This window comes from Sphingomonas sp. (genome assembly GCF_035317925.1).
Taxonomy (GTDB): Bacteria; Pseudomonadota; Alphaproteobacteria; order Sphingomonadales; family Sphingomonadaceae; genus Sphingomonas_I.
In genome coordinates this window covers 24,443-40,134 of record NZ_DATHFV010000171.1, presented here as the reverse complement: position 1 = coordinate 40,134, position 15,692 = coordinate 24,443, and the positions used below count along the sequence as shown (strand labels likewise).

15 protein-coding genes are annotated in these 15,692 nt (G+C 66.0%); 8 read left to right on the top strand and 7 right to left on the bottom strand.

Going from position 1 to position 15,692, the window contains the following annotated elements:
* From VK533_RS12765 to VK533_RS12735, 7 genes are all read left to right on the top strand, one after another.
* On the top strand, positions 1-317 hold a 317-nt coding region (locus VK533_RS12765), incomplete at its 5' end, for a hypothetical protein (protein ID WP_414712309.1).
* A 31-nt stretch (positions 318-348) separates the two neighbouring features.
* A complete protein-coding gene (locus VK533_RS12760) occupies positions 349-966 on the top strand; it encodes a ribonuclease H-like domain-containing protein (protein ID WP_324378224.1) in 618 nt (205 codons plus the stop codon).
* A 12-nt stretch (positions 967-978) separates the two neighbouring features.
* Positions 979-1,626: an LPS export ABC transporter periplasmic protein LptC gene (lptC, locus tag VK533_RS12755; protein WP_324378217.1), complete on the top strand. Its 648-nt coding sequence runs from the start codon at positions 979-981 to the stop codon at positions 1,624-1,626.
* Positions 1,623-2,195 carry an LptA/OstA family protein gene (locus tag VK533_RS12750; protein WP_324378215.1) on the top strand — a complete coding sequence of 191 codons (573 nt, stop codon included), beginning with the start codon at positions 1,623-1,625 and terminating at the stop codon, positions 2,193-2,195. Before lptC ends, VK533_RS12750 begins: the two co-directional genes overlap by 4 nt.
* 114 nt (positions 2,196-2,309) lie before the next feature.
* Positions 2,310-3,086 carry an LPS export ABC transporter ATP-binding protein gene (lptB, locus tag VK533_RS12745; RefSeq protein ID WP_324378213.1) on the top strand — a complete coding sequence of 259 codons (777 nt, stop codon included), beginning with the start codon at positions 2,310-2,312 and terminating at the stop codon, positions 3,084-3,086.
* Positions 3,087-3,093: 7 nt separating this feature from the next.
* Positions 3,094-4,590 (top strand): RNA polymerase factor sigma-54, encoded by a 1,497-nt coding sequence (rpoN, locus tag VK533_RS12740; protein WP_324378210.1) that lies wholly within the window; start codon positions 3,094-3,096, stop codon positions 4,588-4,590.
* Positions 4,591-4,654: 64 nt separating this feature from the next.
* Complete coding sequence (locus VK533_RS12735; protein ID WP_324378208.1) at positions 4,655-5,023, top strand: hypothetical protein; 369 nt, start codon at positions 4,655-4,657, stop codon at positions 5,021-5,023.
* Here VK533_RS12735 and mmsB read toward each other — a convergent pair.
* Genes mmsB through VK533_RS12705 form a run of 6 tightly spaced genes read right to left on the bottom strand, consistent with a single transcriptional unit; the run spans position 5,020 to position 10,897 of the window.
* Positions 5,020-5,910 (bottom strand): 3-hydroxyisobutyrate dehydrogenase, encoded by an 891-nt coding sequence (gene mmsB / locus VK533_RS12730; protein ID WP_324378206.1) that lies wholly within the window; start codon positions 5,908-5,910, stop codon positions 5,020-5,022. The genes VK533_RS12735 and mmsB overlap by 4 nt on opposite strands.
* A gap of 31 nt (positions 5,911-5,941) precedes the next feature.
* Entirely contained in the window at positions 5,942-6,715 is a 774-nt protein-coding gene (locus tag VK533_RS12725; protein ID WP_324378204.1) for an enoyl-CoA hydratase, read from the bottom strand.
* Between the two features lie 10 nt (positions 6,716-6,725).
* A complete protein-coding gene (locus VK533_RS12720) occupies positions 6,726-7,799 on the bottom strand; it encodes an enoyl-CoA hydratase/isomerase family protein (RefSeq protein ID WP_324378202.1) in 1,074 nt (357 codons plus the stop codon).
* The gene (locus tag VK533_RS12715; RefSeq protein ID WP_324378200.1) at positions 7,796-8,938 is read right to left on the bottom strand and encodes an acyl-CoA dehydrogenase family protein; all 1,143 of its coding nucleotides are present in this window, start codon (positions 8,936-8,938) and stop codon (positions 7,796-7,798) included. Before VK533_RS12715 ends, VK533_RS12720 begins: the two co-directional genes overlap by 4 nt.
* Positions 8,939-8,969: 31 nt before the next feature.
* A complete protein-coding gene (locus tag VK533_RS12710; protein ID WP_324378198.1) occupies positions 8,970-9,905 on the bottom strand; it encodes a DMT family transporter in 936 nt (311 codons plus the stop codon).
* The gene (locus tag VK533_RS12705; RefSeq protein WP_324378196.1) at positions 9,902-10,897 is read right to left on the bottom strand and encodes a threonine aldolase family protein; all 996 of its coding nucleotides are present in this window, start codon (positions 10,895-10,897) and stop codon (positions 9,902-9,904) included. Before VK533_RS12705 ends, VK533_RS12710 begins: the two co-directional genes overlap by 4 nt.
* Before the next feature lie 54 nt (positions 10,898-10,951).
* Here VK533_RS12705 and VK533_RS12700 point away from each other — a divergent pair, with 54 nt between their 5' ends.
* Entirely contained in the window at positions 10,952-12,697 is a 1,746-nt protein-coding gene (locus VK533_RS12700) for a DUF885 domain-containing protein (RefSeq protein ID WP_414712308.1), read from the top strand.
* Here VK533_RS12700 and VK533_RS12695 read toward each other — a convergent pair whose 3' ends face one another.
* Positions 12,698-15,583, bottom strand: a complete 2,886-nt coding sequence (locus VK533_RS12695; protein ID WP_324378192.1) for a PAS domain S-box protein — start codon at positions 15,581-15,583, stop codon at positions 12,698-12,700.
* Between the last annotated feature and the right edge of the window lie 109 nt (positions 15,584-15,692).

The following is a 15,692-nucleotide window of genomic DNA, read 5'->3' as shown; positions in this document are numbered from 1 at the left end:
CCGCCACCGCCGAAACGGTCACCACCGCCGCCGAAGCCGCCGCCGAAATCGCCACCGCCGAAGCCGCCGCTATCTTCGCCAAAGCCGTCGCGCTTGTCCTTGCCGCCGCGCTGCCCGCGCCGCCCTCGATCGAAACTCATGCCGTCAAAATCTTCCCGAATTCGCCCCTGTCATTCCATCCACGGACGCCGGGCGGGCGCGCGCGAACCTTGCGGCGAAGCAAGTCATGCCAAGCCAATTTCGGCTCTTATAGGAATTTCGTCCATATCGCGAGTGCTTTTGCCGCATTGCAAAGCCGAAATGATCGGCGGCATTGAGCGTTCCGCGTCCTGCGCCTATCTGCCCTGCATGAGCGTCTATCTGCATGAAGAAGATCTGCCCGGCGATGCGCTGGGTCCGGGGCCGGTTGCGGTCGATACCGAGACGATGGGGCTGAACACCTATCGCGACCGGCTATGCCTGGTCCAGATATCGGACGGGCGGGGCGACGAGCACCTCGTCCGCTTCGCTGCCGGCAGCGATTATGCCGCGCCGAATCTGCGCGCCGTGCTGGCCGATCCCGACCGGCTCAAGCTGTATCATTTCGCGCGCTTCGATCTCGCCGCGATCCGCCATTATATCGGCGTGTGGGCGGCGCCGGTTTATTGCACCAAGACCGCCTCGCGCCTGATCCGCACCTACACCGACCGCCACGGCCTAAAGGAGCTGGTACGCGAACTGCTCGGCACCGAAATCTCCAAGCAGCAGCAATCGTCGGACTGGGGTGCGGACGACCTGAGCGACGCGCAGAAGGAATATGCCGCGTCCGACGTGCGCTATCTGCACCAGATGCGCACGATCCTGGACGAGCGGCTGGTGCGCGAGAACCGCATGGCGCTGGCCCAGGCCTGTTTCGATTTCCTGCCTGCCCGCGCCGAGCTCGATCTCGCCGGCTGGCCCGAAATCGACATCTTCGCGCACATCTGACGCTTAGAACGCATGTCGCAGCTCGCCGAACAACAGCGCCGTGAACGCCGTATCTGGGCCGCGACCGGCAGCAGCCACGACCGGCTGATCGCGACGCTGCGAATCGTCCTGCCGATGGCGGTGGGCGTGCTGACAGCCTTCCTTGCGCTCGCGCCGCTGACGGTCGGCCGCGACATCAGCTTCGTCCTGTCCAAGGACCGGGTCGATGTGGCGAGCGAGCGGATGCGCGTGACCCGTGCGGTCTATCGCGGCGAGAATACCAAAGGCGAGGCGTTCGTGCTGAATGCGGCATCCGCCGTCCAGGCGTCGTCGCGCGACCCGATCGTCCACCTCAAGCAGCTCGACGCGCAGATCCAGCTGACCGGCGGGCCAGCCACGATTCGCGCGGACCAGGGCCGCTACGACATGGACAATCAGAATATCGCGATCGACGGCCCGGTCCGGTTCGACAGCGCCGACGGCTACCACATCACCACCCGCGACGTGTTCGTCGACATGGATCAGCGCATGGCGCACAGCCGCGCGCCGGTCGACGGCACGATGCCGCTCGGTCATTTCTCGGCCGACCGGCTGAGCGCCGATCTCGAGCGCCATATCGTCCGGCTCGACGGGCACGCCCGCTTGCATATCGTCCAAGGTCAGGCCAGAGCCGCGCGATGATCCGGCCCGCGCCCATTCTCGCTATCTTTTTGCTGGCGGCGCCGGCGTTGGCGCAGGGTTTTTCCGCGCTCAAGGGGCATGACAGCAACGCCCCGATCGACATTTCGTCCGACCATATCGAGGTGCAGGACCGCGCCGACCGCGCGATCTGGGTCGGCAACGTCCATGCCGTTCAGGGCGACATGACGATGGATGCGGCACGGATGACCGTCGCCTATACCCACGCCACCACGCCCGGAGCCGATCCGCAGATCCAGCGCATCGACGCGTCAGGCGGCGTCACCGTGGTTTCGCCGACCGAGCGCGCCAAGGGCAGTTTCGGCATCTACGATCTCAACCGCAAGCTGATCACATTGATCGGCGGGGTGACACTGACGCGCGGTACCAACGTGGTGAACGGCGCCCGGCTGGTGATCGACATGAATACCGGCCGCGCCACCGTGGACGGCAATGCGGTCGCGGGCGGCACCACCGCAGCATCGGGCGGCCGCGTCACCGGCCACTTCAGCGTACCCAAGCGCGCCGCTGCGACCACGCCTCCCGTGAACGGATCGACCCCGCCCAAATAGCAAAAGGCGGCGATTCATCCCCGATTCAGGGCGATTTCACCTTATTGCAAGAAACTTGCCGTTTCGCGAGACCCAAGCTTGCGGTAACCGGAGCCCGCGATTGAAAGAGCGAGCATGACCGATACGGCGATCATCGAACCCGAAACCTGCACTTCGCGCAACGCGGAGGGTTGCGGCTTGTCGATCGTTTCGATCGCCAAGGCCTATGACAAGCGCCAGGTGCTGCACGATGTCAGTCTCGACGTCGCGCGCGGCGAAGTGGTCGGCCTGCTCGGGCCCAATGGTGCTGGCAAGACCACCTGTTTCTATTCGGTGATGGGGTTGGTGAAGCCCGACGAAGGCCGCATCCTGCTCGACGGCAACGACGTGACCTCGCTGCCGATGTATCGCCGCGCGATCCTGGGGCTCGGCTACCTGCCGCAGGAAACGTCGATCTTCCGCGGGCTGACCGTCGCCCAGAACATCATGGCGGTGCTGGAGACATCCGAACCCGACAAGCCCGCGCGCGAGGCCCGGCTCGATGCCCTGCTCGGCGAATTCCATCTTGAGCGGCTGCGCGATGCGTCCGCCATGTCGCTGTCGGGCGGCGAACGGCGCCGCTGCGAGATCGCCCGCGCGCTCGCCGCGTCGCCCTCGATCATGCTGCTCGACGAGCCGTTCGCGGGCATCGATCCGATCTCGATCAACGATATTCGCGATCTGGTGAAGGATCTGAAGCGGCGCGACATCGGCGTGCTGATCACCGATCACAATGTCCGCGAGACGCTCGACATCGTCGACCGCGCCTGCATCATCTATGACGGCCGCGTGCTGTTCCAGGGCAGCCCGGCCGAATTGGTCGCCAACGAGGACGTGCGGCGTCTCTACCTCGGAGAGAGCTTCGCGCTCTGATCCCTGAATGAGCCTCGCGCCCCGCCTCGATCTGCGCCAGTCGCAGTCGCTGGTGATGACGCCGCAGCTTCAGCAGGCGATCAAGCTGCTGGCGCTGTCGAACCTCGAACTCGAAGGCGTGATCGCCGAGGAACTGGAGAAGAATCCCCTGCTCGCCGCCGGCGGCGAGGATGGCGAACCCCAACAAAACGAATCGATCTCCGAGGGCGGCGATGACGCCGGCGAGGCCGAGCCGCTGACCGCCGACCGGCTGATCGAGACGGGCGACGCGCAGGCCGACGCCCCGCTCGACGTCGATTACGATTCCGAGACCTTCCACCACGACAGCGCCGCCGACATGGCGGGCAGCACCAGCGGCGGCCAGCTCGGCATGGACGGGCTTTCGGGCGCGATGCCCGAAGACGGGCCCGACATGGACGCGCTCGCCGCCGACGCGCCCAATCTGACCGATCATCTGCTCAAGCAGGCGGGCGAGGTGCTCGACGGGCAGGCGCTGACGATCGCAACCCGGATCATCGATTCGATCGATGAGGCTGGCTATCTCGAAATGTCGCTGGCCGAACTGGCCGAAGCACTCAATCTCGACCTCGAGCAGGTCGAGCATGTGCTCGCTATCGTCCAATCGTTCGACCCGACCGGCGTCGGCGCGCGCAATCTCGGCGAATGCCTCGCGCTCCAGGCGAAGGAGGCCGACCGCTACGATCCGTGCATGGCGACGATGCTCGACAATCTCGAAATGCTCGCCAAGGGCCAACTGCCCCAGCTACGCCGGATGTGCGGGGTCGACGAGGAGGATTTCGCGGACATGATCCGCGAATTGCGCGGCTACGATCCCAAGCCGGGCCTCAAGTTCGGCGGCGAGCGCGCCGCCCCGGTCTCACCCGACATCTTCGTCGCGAAGACGCGCGCCGGCTGGGCGATCGAGCTCAACAACGCGACGCTGCCGCGGCTGCTGATCGATCGGCGCTATTATGGCGAACTGGCGGCCGGCGCGCAGGACAAGAGCGGCAAGGCGTGGCTCGCCGACTGCCTCGCCAACGCCAACTGGCTGATCAAGGCGCTGGACCAGCGCGCACGCACGATCATCAAGGTCGCGACCGAGATCGTGAAGCAGCAGGAGGCCTTCTTCCTCCAGGGCGTAGCCCAGCTGAAGCCGCTGACGTTGCGCACCGTCGCCGACGCGATCGGGATGCACGAATCGACCGTCAGCCGCGTTACCTCGAACAAATATCTGTCGTGCGAGCGCGGGCTGTTCGAACTCAAATATTTCTTCACCAGCGGCGTCTCCGGCGCCGACGGCGAAGGCGTCTCGGCAGAGGCGGTGAAGAGCCATATCGCCAAACTGATTGCCGACGAGGGCAGCGACATTCTGTCCGACGACAAGCTGGTCGAGATCCTCAACGCGCGCGGCTTCGACATCGCGCGGCGTACGGTGGCGAAGTATCGCGAGGCAATCGGGCTTGGCTCATCAGTCCAGCGGCGGCGGCAGAAGGCGTTGAGTTAGCGGCATATTGCCGACCTTTCGGCTGGGCGTTATCCCTCGCTCACACCATCGGGGGACAATGACCATGCGGAGCCACATTCTTTTCGGCGGCGCGGCGTTTGCCGCTTTGACCTCGAGTACAGCCTATGCGGCCGATGGGAAATATTCCGCGCAATTGGGGCAGATGCTGACCGCCATCGCGGCCGGCAAATGCTCGCCCGATATGATGGGCGCCGGCCTGTTGGCGGCCTGCCAAGCGCAATTGCCGGCGATGAGCGCGGGAGTTGCCCAGCTCGGCAAGATCGACACCATCAGCTTCGTCAGCTCGCAGGATACCGACAAGGGGCCGGTCGAAACCTACGCGATCAAATATGCCTCCGGGCAGACGGTTCACTGGCTGATCGGCCAGTTCGCGAACGGCAAGTTCGAGACCCTGGGGACCAACGGCAGCTAGCCCTTCGCGCCCTCCGCATCGAGCAAGCGGATGATCGCGGAGAAATCGAGCCCGCCGCCGCCGCCATTGGCGAAGGCCTGATAGAGCGCCTCGGCGGCAGCCCCCATCGGCACGCTGGCGTTGGCGTCGTGCGCCGCGCCCATCGCCAGCTTGAGATCCTTGAGCATCAAAGCCGCCGCGAAGCCGCCTTGGTAATCGCGGTCGGCGGGGCTGTCCGGGCCGACGCCGGGGATCGGACAATAGCTCGTCATCGACCAGCTTTGGCCGCTGGCTTTGGACGAGATATCGTAAAAGGTCTGGAGGTCGAGCCCGAGCTTCTTCGCCAGCAGGAACGCCTCGCACGTCGCGATCATGGTCGCGCCGAGCAGCATGTTGTTGGCGATCTTGGCGGCCTGGCCCGCGCCGCTTGCGCCAGCATGGATCACCGCCTTGCCCATCGCCGACAGGATCGGTTCGGCCCGGGCGAAGCCTTCGTCCGACCCGCCGACCATGAAGGTGAGCGTGCCGCCATTGGCCGCCGCGATCCCGCCCGAGACCGGCGCGTCGACCATCTGATAGCCCTGCTCCGCAGCCTGGGCCGCCACCGCCCTGGCGCTAGCGACGTCGATCGTCGAACAATCGATCAGGATCGCATCGCTCGGCGCGGCGCCGATCACACAATCGGCGTAGACCTGCCGCACATGCGCGCCGGCGGGCAGCATCGTGACGACCGCCGCCACATCCGCCGCCGCCTCGCGCGCGGTGCCCATCTGGACGCAGCCATTTCCGACCGCCTGCGCAAGCGCCGCCTCTGACAGATCGAAGGCGTGCACCTCATGTCCCGCCTTCGCGAGATTGGCGGCCATCCCGCCGCCCATATTGCCGAGCCCGATAAAGCCGATCTTCACGACATACTCTCCGTTTGGATTGGGAAAGGCTCTAGCGGCCCGTCCAGTTCCCCGGCCGTTTCTCGACGAAGGCGGCCATGCCTTCCTTCTGGTCCTCGGTCCCGAACAGGCCGTGGAACAAGCGGCGTTCGAAGGTGATGCCCTGCGCGAGCCCGCCCTCGAACGCGGCATTGACCATTTCCTTGACCGCGATCGCGGCGAGCGGCGGCATGGCGGCGATCTCGGTCGCGATCTTGAGCGCTTCCTCGATCAGGCTGGCGGCCGGCACGATCCGCGACACCAGCCCGGAACGCTCGGCTTCCTCCGCGCCCATCATCCGCCCCGTGAGACACATGTCCATCGCCTTGGCCTTGCCGACCGCGCGCGTCAGCCGCTGCGATCCGCCCATGCCCGGGCCGACCGCGAGCTTGATTTCGGGCTGGCCGAACCTGGCGCTGTCGGCGGCGAGGATGAAGTCGGCCATCATCGCCACCTCGCATCCGCCGCCAAGCGCGAAGCCGGAAACGGCGGCGAACCACGGCTTGCGCGTCGCGGTGACCCTCTCCCAGCCGGCGAAGAAGTTGCTGCCATACATGTCGGCAAAGCCCTGTGCCTGCATCTCCTTGATGTCGGCGCCCGCGGCGAACGCCTTCTCGCTGCCGGTCAGAACCAGGCAGCGCTGGTCGGGATCGGCGTCGTAGGCGGCGAAGGCCTGGATCAGGTCGCCCAGAATTTGGCCGTTGAGCGCGTTCAACGCCTGCGGGCGATTGAGCCGCACGAGCGTGACGGCGCCGTGGCGCTCGATCAGGAGGGTCTCATAATCCATCACTCTCTCCTCAAAGCCTGAGCGGTTCCCACGCTTCGTCCGGCGGCAGCGGCGCGAAGATCGTGTCGAGCACGGTTTCGGTGACGCCCTCCGGCGTCGCCGGTTGCCAACGCGGCGCATTGTCCTTGTCGATCAGCAACGCACGCACTCCTTCGATGAAGTCGTGGCGCTGGCAGACATGGGCCGCGAGGCAATATTCCACCTGCATTTCGTCGCCGAAATTCGAGCGTACCGCACCATCGTGCAGCAGCCGCAGCGCGATCTTGCAGGACTGCGGCGATTTGGTGCGCAGGCCCGCCAGCACGTTCTGCGCCCATTCGCCCGGATCGGCTGCGAGTGCGGCGAGGATATCCTCCAGTGTTTCAGCGGCGAACAGTCGGTCGATATCGGTCCGCTGGGCCAGGATCGGCGCCTGAGGCGGTACGATCGAGGCCGCATCAAGGATCGCTTCGACCGCGCGCGGATCGGCGGTGATCGCCGCCTTGACGCCGTCCAGCGCATCGGACGGGATATAATGGGTCGCCAGACCGATCGCCTTGGCGTCGGCCCCGTCGAGTCGCGCGGCGCTCAGCGCCAGATACTGGCCGAGCCGCCCCGGCAGACGCGAGAGATACCAGCCGCCGCCGACATCGGGGAACAGGCCGATCGTCGCCTCGGGCATCGCGAACATCGTCCGCTCGGTCGCGACGCGATATTTGGCGGGCAGGCCGATGCCGACCCCGCCGCCCATGACGATGCCGTCGAGAAAGCTCACCACCGGCTTGGCGTAGGTGAAGAGCAGATGGTTGAGCTGATATTCGGTGTAGAAGAAGGCGCGTGCCGCTTCGCCATCGCCCTTGCCGCTTTCCGCCACCGCGCGCACGTCGCCGCCCGCGCAAAAGCCACGCGAGTATTTGGGGTCGCCATCCGGCGAGGGGGCATGGTCGAGCAACACCAGTTCGACCCCGGGATCGCTGCGCCATGCGACCAGCGTGTCGATCATCGCGCGGCACATACCGAGGTTGAGCGCATGGATCGCCTTGGGCCGATTGAGCCTGAGACGTCCGATCTTGCCTTCGACGAAGGCGAGTATTTCGTCGCTCATTGGCGCAGCAGCTCACGCGCTATGATCACGCGCATGATCTCGTTGGTGCCTTCGAGGATGCGGTGGACGCGCAGATCGCGGAAGAAGCGCTCGACCGGATAATCCTGGAGATAGCCGTAGCCGCCATGCAGCTGGAGCGCGCGATCGACCACCGCGCTGCCGGTGTCGGTCGCGAGCCTTTTGGCCATCGCCGCGAACTTGGTCTTGTCGGGCGCGCCCGCCGTCACCTTCGCGGCGGCGGCGTAGAGCAGGGTGCGCGCCGCCTGCAGCTCGGTTTCCATGTCGGCGAGCGTGAACTGGGTCGCCTGGAAATCGACGATGCGCTGGCCGAACTGGCGCCGTTCGCGCGTGTAGGCGATCGCCTCGTCGAGGCAGCGCTGCGCGCCGCCGAGCGAACAGGCGCCGATATTCAGCCGCCCACCATCCAGCCCCGACATGGCGATCTTGAAGCCCTCGCCCTCGGCCCCGACCAGATTGGCGACCGGCACGCGCACGGAGTCGAAATTGACCTGCGCGGTCGGCTGCGAGCGCCAGCCCAGTTTCTTCTCGTTCGCGCCGAACGAGACGCCCGGCATGTCCTTTTCGATCACCAGGCAGGAAATGCCCTTGGGCCCGTCCTCGCCGGTGCGGACCATCGTCACGTAAATCTCGTTCACGCCGCCGCCCGAGATGAAGGCTTTTGAGCCGGACACGACATAATGATCGCCGTCGCGGACCGCCTTGGTCTTGAGCGCGGCGGCGTCCGATCCCGATCCCGGCTCGGTCAGGCAATAGGAGCCGAGCCGGTCGCACGTGATCATGTCGGGCAGGTATTTCGCCTTCAGCTCGGCCGAACCGAAACTGTCGATCATCCACGACGCCATGTTGTGGATCGAGATGAACGCGCTGGTCGACGGACAGCCATAGGCCATCGCCTCCATGATCAGCGCCGATTCGAGCCGGCCGAGCCCGATCCCGCCCGAGTCTTCGGACACATAGATCGCGCCGAAGCCGAGCTCGGCGGCGGCCTTCACGACATCGCGCGGGAAGTGATGCTTTTCGTCCCAATCGGCGGCGTGGGGCGTGATCGCATCGGCGGTAAAACGCTGCGCCATCTCCTGGATGGCGCGCTGGTCTTCGGAAAGATCGAACTGAGTCATGGGGGGCTGATAGGCGAAAGCGCCGGCCAGATCATCCCCGCTTGGGTGTCGCCGCGTCGCCTCGCGCCCGCATCGCCAGCACCAGCCCGGCGAGCACGAGCAATCCGCCCAGCGCGGCTTCGACCGACCAGTGATAATGTTCGAAGACGGTCGAGAAGCCCATCGCGATCACCGGAATCAGCACGTTGACATAGCCGCCCCGCGCCGCGCCGATCCGCCGGATCAGGTTGAAATAGAGCGTAAAAGCTACCGCCGAGGCGATGATGCCGAGATAAAGCAGGCCGGCAATGTACGAAGGCCGCAGATCGAACACGGGCGGCCCGGTCCGCGCCCAGGCGAGCGCTGCATCGGCCAGCGAACCCCACGTCATGCCCCACGCGAGCAGGGTCGCCATCGGCACTGTCCGCGCGCGCGGGCTGCTCTGCAGCACGTTGCCGATCGAGGCGAAGAACACGGCGAGCAGCGCGAGTCCTATACCCAGCGTCACCTCGTGCGGGCTGCCGCCGATCGCACGCCATTCGTGGATGAAAAGCAGGACGACGCCGAGCATCGCCACGCCCGACCCCATCAGGAAGGGCCGCGACAGGCCCTGCTTGAGGAAGATGCGCGCCAGCACCGCATTGAGCGGCACCAGCAGCGAGAAGATCACCGCAACCAGGCCGGAGGTGATGTGCAGTTCCGATGCGTAGACCGCGTTATAATTGATCGCGAAGATGACGAGGCCGAGGACGGCGGCAAGCGCATGGGTCGGCGCGCTCATCCGGAGCGGCGCCTTCATCGCCACCACGACCACGAACATCGAAAGCGCACCGATCGCAAAGCGATAGGCCACCGACCATTCGGTCGGGACCGGGCCGAACTGGCTGTGGATCACCAGCCAGGTCGATCCCCAGATCATCGTCACGATCGCGAACGGGATCAGCACCCGGCCCTGCGTCGCCTTGTCGAGCGGCGGCGTCTCACTCACAGCGCGGCGATCGCGCGGGCCAGCGCCTCCACCTCGTGCTGCGGGCTCGCCCAATGGGTAACCAGCCGGATTTCGCCCGCCGCCCAATCGTAGAAATCGAAACCCTGCGCGCGCAGCGAAGCCGCTTCGTCGGGGCTCATATAGAGGAATAGCTCATTCGCCTGGACCGGATTGATCAGCCGGCCCTCGGCGGCCTTGGCCAAAGTCTGCGCATGGCCGTTGGCGGCGCGCGCGGTTTTCAGCCACAGATCGTCGTCGAGCATGGCGTGGATCTGCGCGGCGAGATAGCGGCCCTTGGACAGCAGATGCCCGGCGCGCTTGCGCCGCCGTGCGGTCACATCGACCAGATCGGGATCGAAGAGGACCAAAGCCTCGGCCGAAAGCCCGCCATTCTTGACGAAGCCGAAGCTTAGCACATCGACATTCTGGGTCAGCTCCGCCGGCGTGCAGCCGAGGCTGACGATCGCATTGGCGAAGCGCGCGCCATCCATGTGAAAGCGCCAGCCCCGCGCCTTCGCCAGCGCGCCCAAGGCCGCCACCTCGGCGGGCGAATAGACGCAGCCATATTCGGTCGCGTTGGTGATCGATAGCGCATGCGGCTGAACGCGGTGGACGTCGTTGGCGATCGCATCCGCGACACGTGTCACCTCGTCCACGGTCAGCTTGGCACCGGGGCCTTCGCCCAGCATCAATTTGGCGCCGTGCGTGTAGAATTCGGGCGCGCCGCATTCGTCATTCTGGATGTGCGAATCGCGGTGGCAGATCACGCCGCCATAAGGCGGGCACAAGGCCGCCAGCGCGAGCGCATTGGCCGCGGTTCCGCTCGGGATCCACAGCACGGTCACGGCGCGCCCGAACAAGGCGGAAAAGCGCGCGTCCAGCCCGCGGCTGAGCGCGTCGCCGTCATAAGCGGTGTCGATCGTGTCCGCCGCCTGCATTGCGGCCATGACCTTTGGATGCACCGGAGCTGCATTGTCGGAGAAGAAGCGCATGGCTTGCGCTTGGGGCCGTCCCCGGCTTCAAGTCAATCATCGCCGGAGACACGCATGCGCCTGCTGCCAATTTTTCTGTTTTGCCTCGCAACACCGGCATTGGCGACAACGTCCTTGGTCTTGGCGAACGACCAGCGCTTCAAGACGCTGACCGACCGCGAGACCGCCTGGGCGCGTGCCGATGGCGGCGGCGGCGAGGATGACGAACGGATCGCGCCGCATTTGCAGGATGTGCGCCCGGCGGCGCAGGCCAAGAGGCTCGCTTATCTGCAGCAGGTGCTGGCCGATCTCGACGCGATCAAGCCGGCCGATCTCTCGCCCGCCAGCGCGGTCGACTATCAGGTCTATCGCTTCGATATCGAGACGCGGATCGCGGCGCTCAAATCGCGCGATTACGAGATGCCGGCCAATTCGGACAGCAGCTTCTGGAGCGATCTCGGCTACACCGCGCGCGGCAGCTTCAAGGCCGAGACCGACTATCGCAACTGGCTCAACCAGCTCCACGAAATCCCGGCTTATTTCGCCGAGCAGATCGCCAATATGCGCGCCGGCGAGGCGCGCGGATTCACCCCGCCCAAGGTGACGCTCGCCGGCCGCGACGAAGCGGTCGCGCAGGTGGCGAACGCAAGCTCGGCCGAGGACAGCTTCCTCTATCTGCCGTTCAAGGCAATGCCGGGCGCGATTCCGGCGGCGACGCAGGCGGCATTGCGCGCGGAAGCGCTGAAGGCGATCGCGCAGGAGGATCTGCCCGCCTACAAGGGGCTGCTCGCTTATCTGCGCGAGACCTATATCCCGCACGCGCGCACCAGCCTCGCCGCCGAGGCGCTGCCCGACGGCAAGGCGTGGTACGCCGCCCAGATCAAGGCCTATGCCACGGTCGATCTGACCCCCGACCATATCCACGAAATCGGCTTGGCCGAAGTCGCCAAGATCCATGCCGAGATGCTTGGCGTGATGAAGCAGACCGGCTTCAGCGGCGATCTGCCCGCTTTCCTCAAATATCTGCGCACCGATCCGCGTTTCTACGCGAAGACGCCGCAGGAATTGCTCGACCGCGCCGCCTGGACCGCCAAGCAGGTCGACAATGTCATCGGCCTCTATATCGGCCACCTGCCGCGCCGCCGGTTCGGGATCGTGCCGGTGCCTGCCGACATCGCGCCCTTCTACACCGCCGGGCGCGGCGGGCCGGGCCAGTATCTGGTCAACACCTATGATCTGCCGTCGCGGCCGCTCTACCAATTGCCGGCGCTGACGCTGCACGAAAGCGCGCCCGGTCACGCGATGCAGATTCCGCTCGCCGCCGAAAACAAGGCCGCGCCGCCTTTCCGCCAGTCGATCTACATCTCAGCCTATGGCGAAGGCTGGGCGCTCTATTGCGAGCGGCTGGGCGACGAGATGGGCATCTACCAGACGCCCTACGAACGGTTCGGCATGCTGAGCTACCAGATGTGGCGCGCGTCGCGGCTCGTGGTCGATACCGGGATCCATCACAAAGGCTGGACGCGCGATCAGGCGCTCGCCTTCCTCCACGACAATACCGCCTTGTCCGACCACGAAATTACGACCGAGGTCGATCGTTACATCTCCTGGCCGGGCCAGGCCTTGTCTTATTATCTGGGCGAAATGGCGATCCGGCAGGGCCGCGCGAAGGCGGAGGCGGCGCTCGGCCCCAAGTTCAACATCCGCGCCTTCCACGACGCGGTGCTCGAACTGGGATCGGTACCGTTGCCGGTGCTGGATGCACGCATCGACCGCTTCATCGCCGAGGGCGGCAAAGGCCCGTACCCCGACGAGGAATGATCAGTCGGCGCGGCTCGCCAGCAACCGCCCGATCTTGCGCTGCAATTCGCCGCCGCGGAACGGCTTCTGCACGATCCGATCCTCGCTGACCGAGGAAATGGCGCTGAGATCGGCAAAACCGGTCACGAACAGGATCGGCAGATCGGGCCATTTTTTGGCGGTCGCCGCCGCCAGTTCCGCGCCGTTCATGCCGGGCATCGCGAAGTCGACCACCACCAGATCGAAATCGCCGCAGCCGAGTATTTCCAGCGCCGCGCCGCCGCTCCCCGCCTCGACCACCTCCACGCCCATCGTGCGCAGCATGGTGGCGGTGATCTCGCGCACCGGCGGATCGTCGTCGACCACCAGGATGCGACGCCCGCGTATGTCGTTCGATGGCTCGGGCGGGGCCTCGAACAAGGATGGCCGCGGCGTGCGGCGGCGTTCCTCCGCGCGCGGCAGATAGACGCGCACCGACGTGCCCTCGCCCAATGTCGTCTCGATCGCGACGCCGCCGCCCGATTGCTTGGCGAAGCCATAGACCTGAGGCAGGCCGAGACCCGAGCCCTTTCCGACCGGCTTGGTCGTGAAGAAGGGTTCGAACGCGCGGTCCCGCACCGCCGGGGTCATGCCGCTGCCCGAATCGGTCACCGCGATCAGGACATAGTCGCCGGGCGGGGGCTCCTCGGCTCGCTCGGGTTCCCCCAGGATGATATTGTCGGTCGAGACGACCAGCGATCCGCCCACCTCCATCGCGTCGCGCGCGTTGATTGCGAGGTTGAGAATGATCAGTTCGATCTGGGTCGGATCGACCAGAGCCGGCCACAGATCCGGCCGTAGCCGCGCTTCCAGCCGGACCGATCCGCCCATCGAGCTTTGCAGCAGGTCGCGCATGCCGATCACCGTGTCGTTGAGGTCGATCGGGCGCGCCTCGAGCCGCTGGCGGCGCGAGAAAGCGAGCAGCTGCGCGGTCAGGGTCGCACCGCGTTCGGCGGCGGTGCGCATATAGCCCAGCCGTTGACGCGTCTTCTCGTCCATCTTGGCCTCGATCGCGGCCCGCGCGACCAGATCGACATTGCCGAGGATGACGGTCAGCAGATTGTTGAAATCGTGCGCCACGCCCGAGGTGAGCTGGCCGATCGCCTCGAGCCGCTGCATCTGGCGCAGGGTCGCCTCGACCCGCTCGCGTTCCTCGATCTGGGTCGAAAGCTGACGGTTGGTCGCCGCCAGCTCCTGGGTCCGCTCGTCGATGCCGCGTTCCAGCACTTCGGACGCGAGATGCACTTCGGTGATATCGACGTCGCAGCCGACATAGCCGACGAACCGCCCCTCGATCTCGCGCGGCCGCGCCTCGCTGTGGAGCCAGCGGGTGACGCCGTGGCGGTCGACCACGCGCACGTCGCGGGAGAAGGGTGCGCGGTCCTTGAAAGCCTGGTCGAAATCGGCGGTGAAGCCCGCCTGGTCCTGGGGATGGATGATATTCTGCCAGCCCTCGCCCATCAGCTCGGTTACCGGCCGGCCGAACGTCTCTTCATGCCAACGGTTGGCGAATACCAAAGCGCCCTGCTCGTCGCACATCCAGATCAGGGCCGGCGCGCTATCGGCGAGCGTGCGGAAACGGGCTTCGCTTTCGCGCAATTCCTCCTGCGCGGCATTGCGCCGGGTGATGTCGAGCACGGTACCGATCGCACGAACGCAGCGCCCGCCCTCGAACACGCCGCGACCTTTGGCGGCGACCCAGCGCACGACCCCGTCTTCCTTGCCGATCGTGCGATATTCGACGTCATAGTGCGCGCGCCGATCCGGATCGAGCGCGGCAAGGAAGGCCGCGGTCGTCGCTTTCCTGTCCTCCGGATGCAGGCCTTCGTAGAAATCCTCGAGCGTAACCGGCGCGGCGGGCGAGATACCGAACATGGCGCGGGTGTGATCCGACCATTCGATCCGGTTGGAGACGAGGTCGAGGTCCCAGGTGCCGATCTCCGCCATCTCGGCGGCGAGGCCGAGCGTGCTTTCGCTGAGTTCGAGCTGTGCCTCGACGCGCGCGCGATCGGAAACGTCGCTGCCCTCGACGAAGATGCCGGTGACCGCGCCATCCGGGCCCACGATCGGCTGGAAAATGAGATCGAGGAAGCGGCGATCGTCCGCGCCCGGAATCGCGCTGAGCGTGATCGGCACGCTGCGCCGGGTATAGGCCTGCCCGGTTTCGGCGACCTGATCGAGCAAGGCGACGAAGCCCTGCGCCACCAATTCGGGCAGCGCGCTGGCAAGCGATTCGCCGATCACCGCGCGATGGCCGACCAGATCCAGATAAGCATGATTGGCGAATTCATAGATATGGCCCGGCTCGCGCAGCAGGCACATGAAGGAAGGCGCCTGCTCGAACATCTGCGCCAGCCGCTCACGCTCCGCATTGGCGGCGTCGACCGCTTGTGCGCGTTCGGTCGTCTCATAGATGATGCACAGCACGCCCCCAGCGGCGCCGTCGCTGGCGCGCACCGCGGAATAAGCGATGTCGAGCTGTGCCATCCGCGTGATGCCCTTGCGCCACAACGGGAAGAGGCTATCGCGGATCAGTTCCGGCACGCCGCTCTCCCGCACACGGGTGATCACCGGCCCGATTTCCGGCCAGATATGCGTCCATTTTTCCGGCGCCCGGCCGCCCAGCGCCGCGGGATGGCGGTCGCCGATCGCGAGCGCATAGGGATCGTTGTAGAGGGCGATCAGCTCCGGCCCCCAGAACAGGACCATCGGCACGGCCGCCGACAGGAGCAGGGAAACCGCGTTGCGGAGCGGCGCCGGCCAATGTTCGATCGGCCCGAGTGGTGTCGCGGCCCAGTCGTGCGTCGCGATCAAGGTGCGGAGCGCGCCGTCCGGTGCATGGAGAGGATACTGGCCGTCCCTCGCCACCAATCATTCCCCCTGAAGCGTCAGGCAAGTCTTAGCGGGGGCACAAGCCAAGAGAAAGTCGGGATATTCATCCGAGCGGCGCTCGACTGGGCGAAACCCGCCCGCAGGT

What these genes read in the sequence shown, in the direction of transcription:
- VK533_RS12760 (WP_324378224.1), top strand. Translation starts at nt 349, where the DNA reads ATGAGCGTCTATCTGCATGAAGAAGATCTGCCCGGCGATGCGCTGGGT.
- lptC (WP_324378217.1), top strand. Translation starts at nt 979, where the DNA reads ATGTCGCAGCTCGCCGAACAACAGCGCCGTGAACGCCGTATCTGGGCC.
- VK533_RS12750 (WP_324378215.1), top strand. Translation starts at nt 1,623, where the DNA reads ATGATCCGGCCCGCGCCCATTCTCGCTATCTTTTTGCTGGCGGCGCCG.
- lptB (WP_324378213.1), top strand. Translation starts at nt 2,310, where the DNA reads ATGACCGATACGGCGATCATCGAACCCGAAACCTGCACTTCGCGCAAC.
- rpoN (WP_324378210.1), top strand. Translation starts at nt 3,094, where the DNA reads ATGAGCCTCGCGCCCCGCCTCGATCTGCGCCAGTCGCAGTCGCTGGTG.
- VK533_RS12735 (WP_324378208.1), top strand. Translation starts at nt 4,655, where the DNA reads ATGCGGAGCCACATTCTTTTCGGCGGCGCGGCGTTTGCCGCTTTGACC.
- VK533_RS12725 (WP_324378204.1), bottom strand. Translation starts at nt 6,715, where the DNA reads ATGGATTATGAGACCCTCCTGATCGAGCGCCACGGCGCCGTCACGCTC.
- VK533_RS12720 (WP_324378202.1), bottom strand. Translation starts at nt 7,799, where the DNA reads ATGAGCGACGAAATACTCGCCTTCGTCGAAGGCAAGATCGGACGTCTC.
- VK533_RS12715 (WP_324378200.1), bottom strand. Translation starts at nt 8,938, where the DNA reads ATGACTCAGTTCGATCTTTCCGAAGACCAGCGCGCCATCCAGGAGATG.
- VK533_RS12705 (WP_324378196.1), bottom strand. Translation starts at nt 10,897, where the DNA reads ATGCGCTTCTTCTCCGACAATGCAGCTCCGGTGCATCCAAAGGTCATG.
- VK533_RS12700 (WP_414712308.1), top strand. Translation starts at nt 10,952, where the DNA reads ATGCGCCTGCTGCCAATTTTTCTGTTTTGCCTCGCAACACCGGCATTG.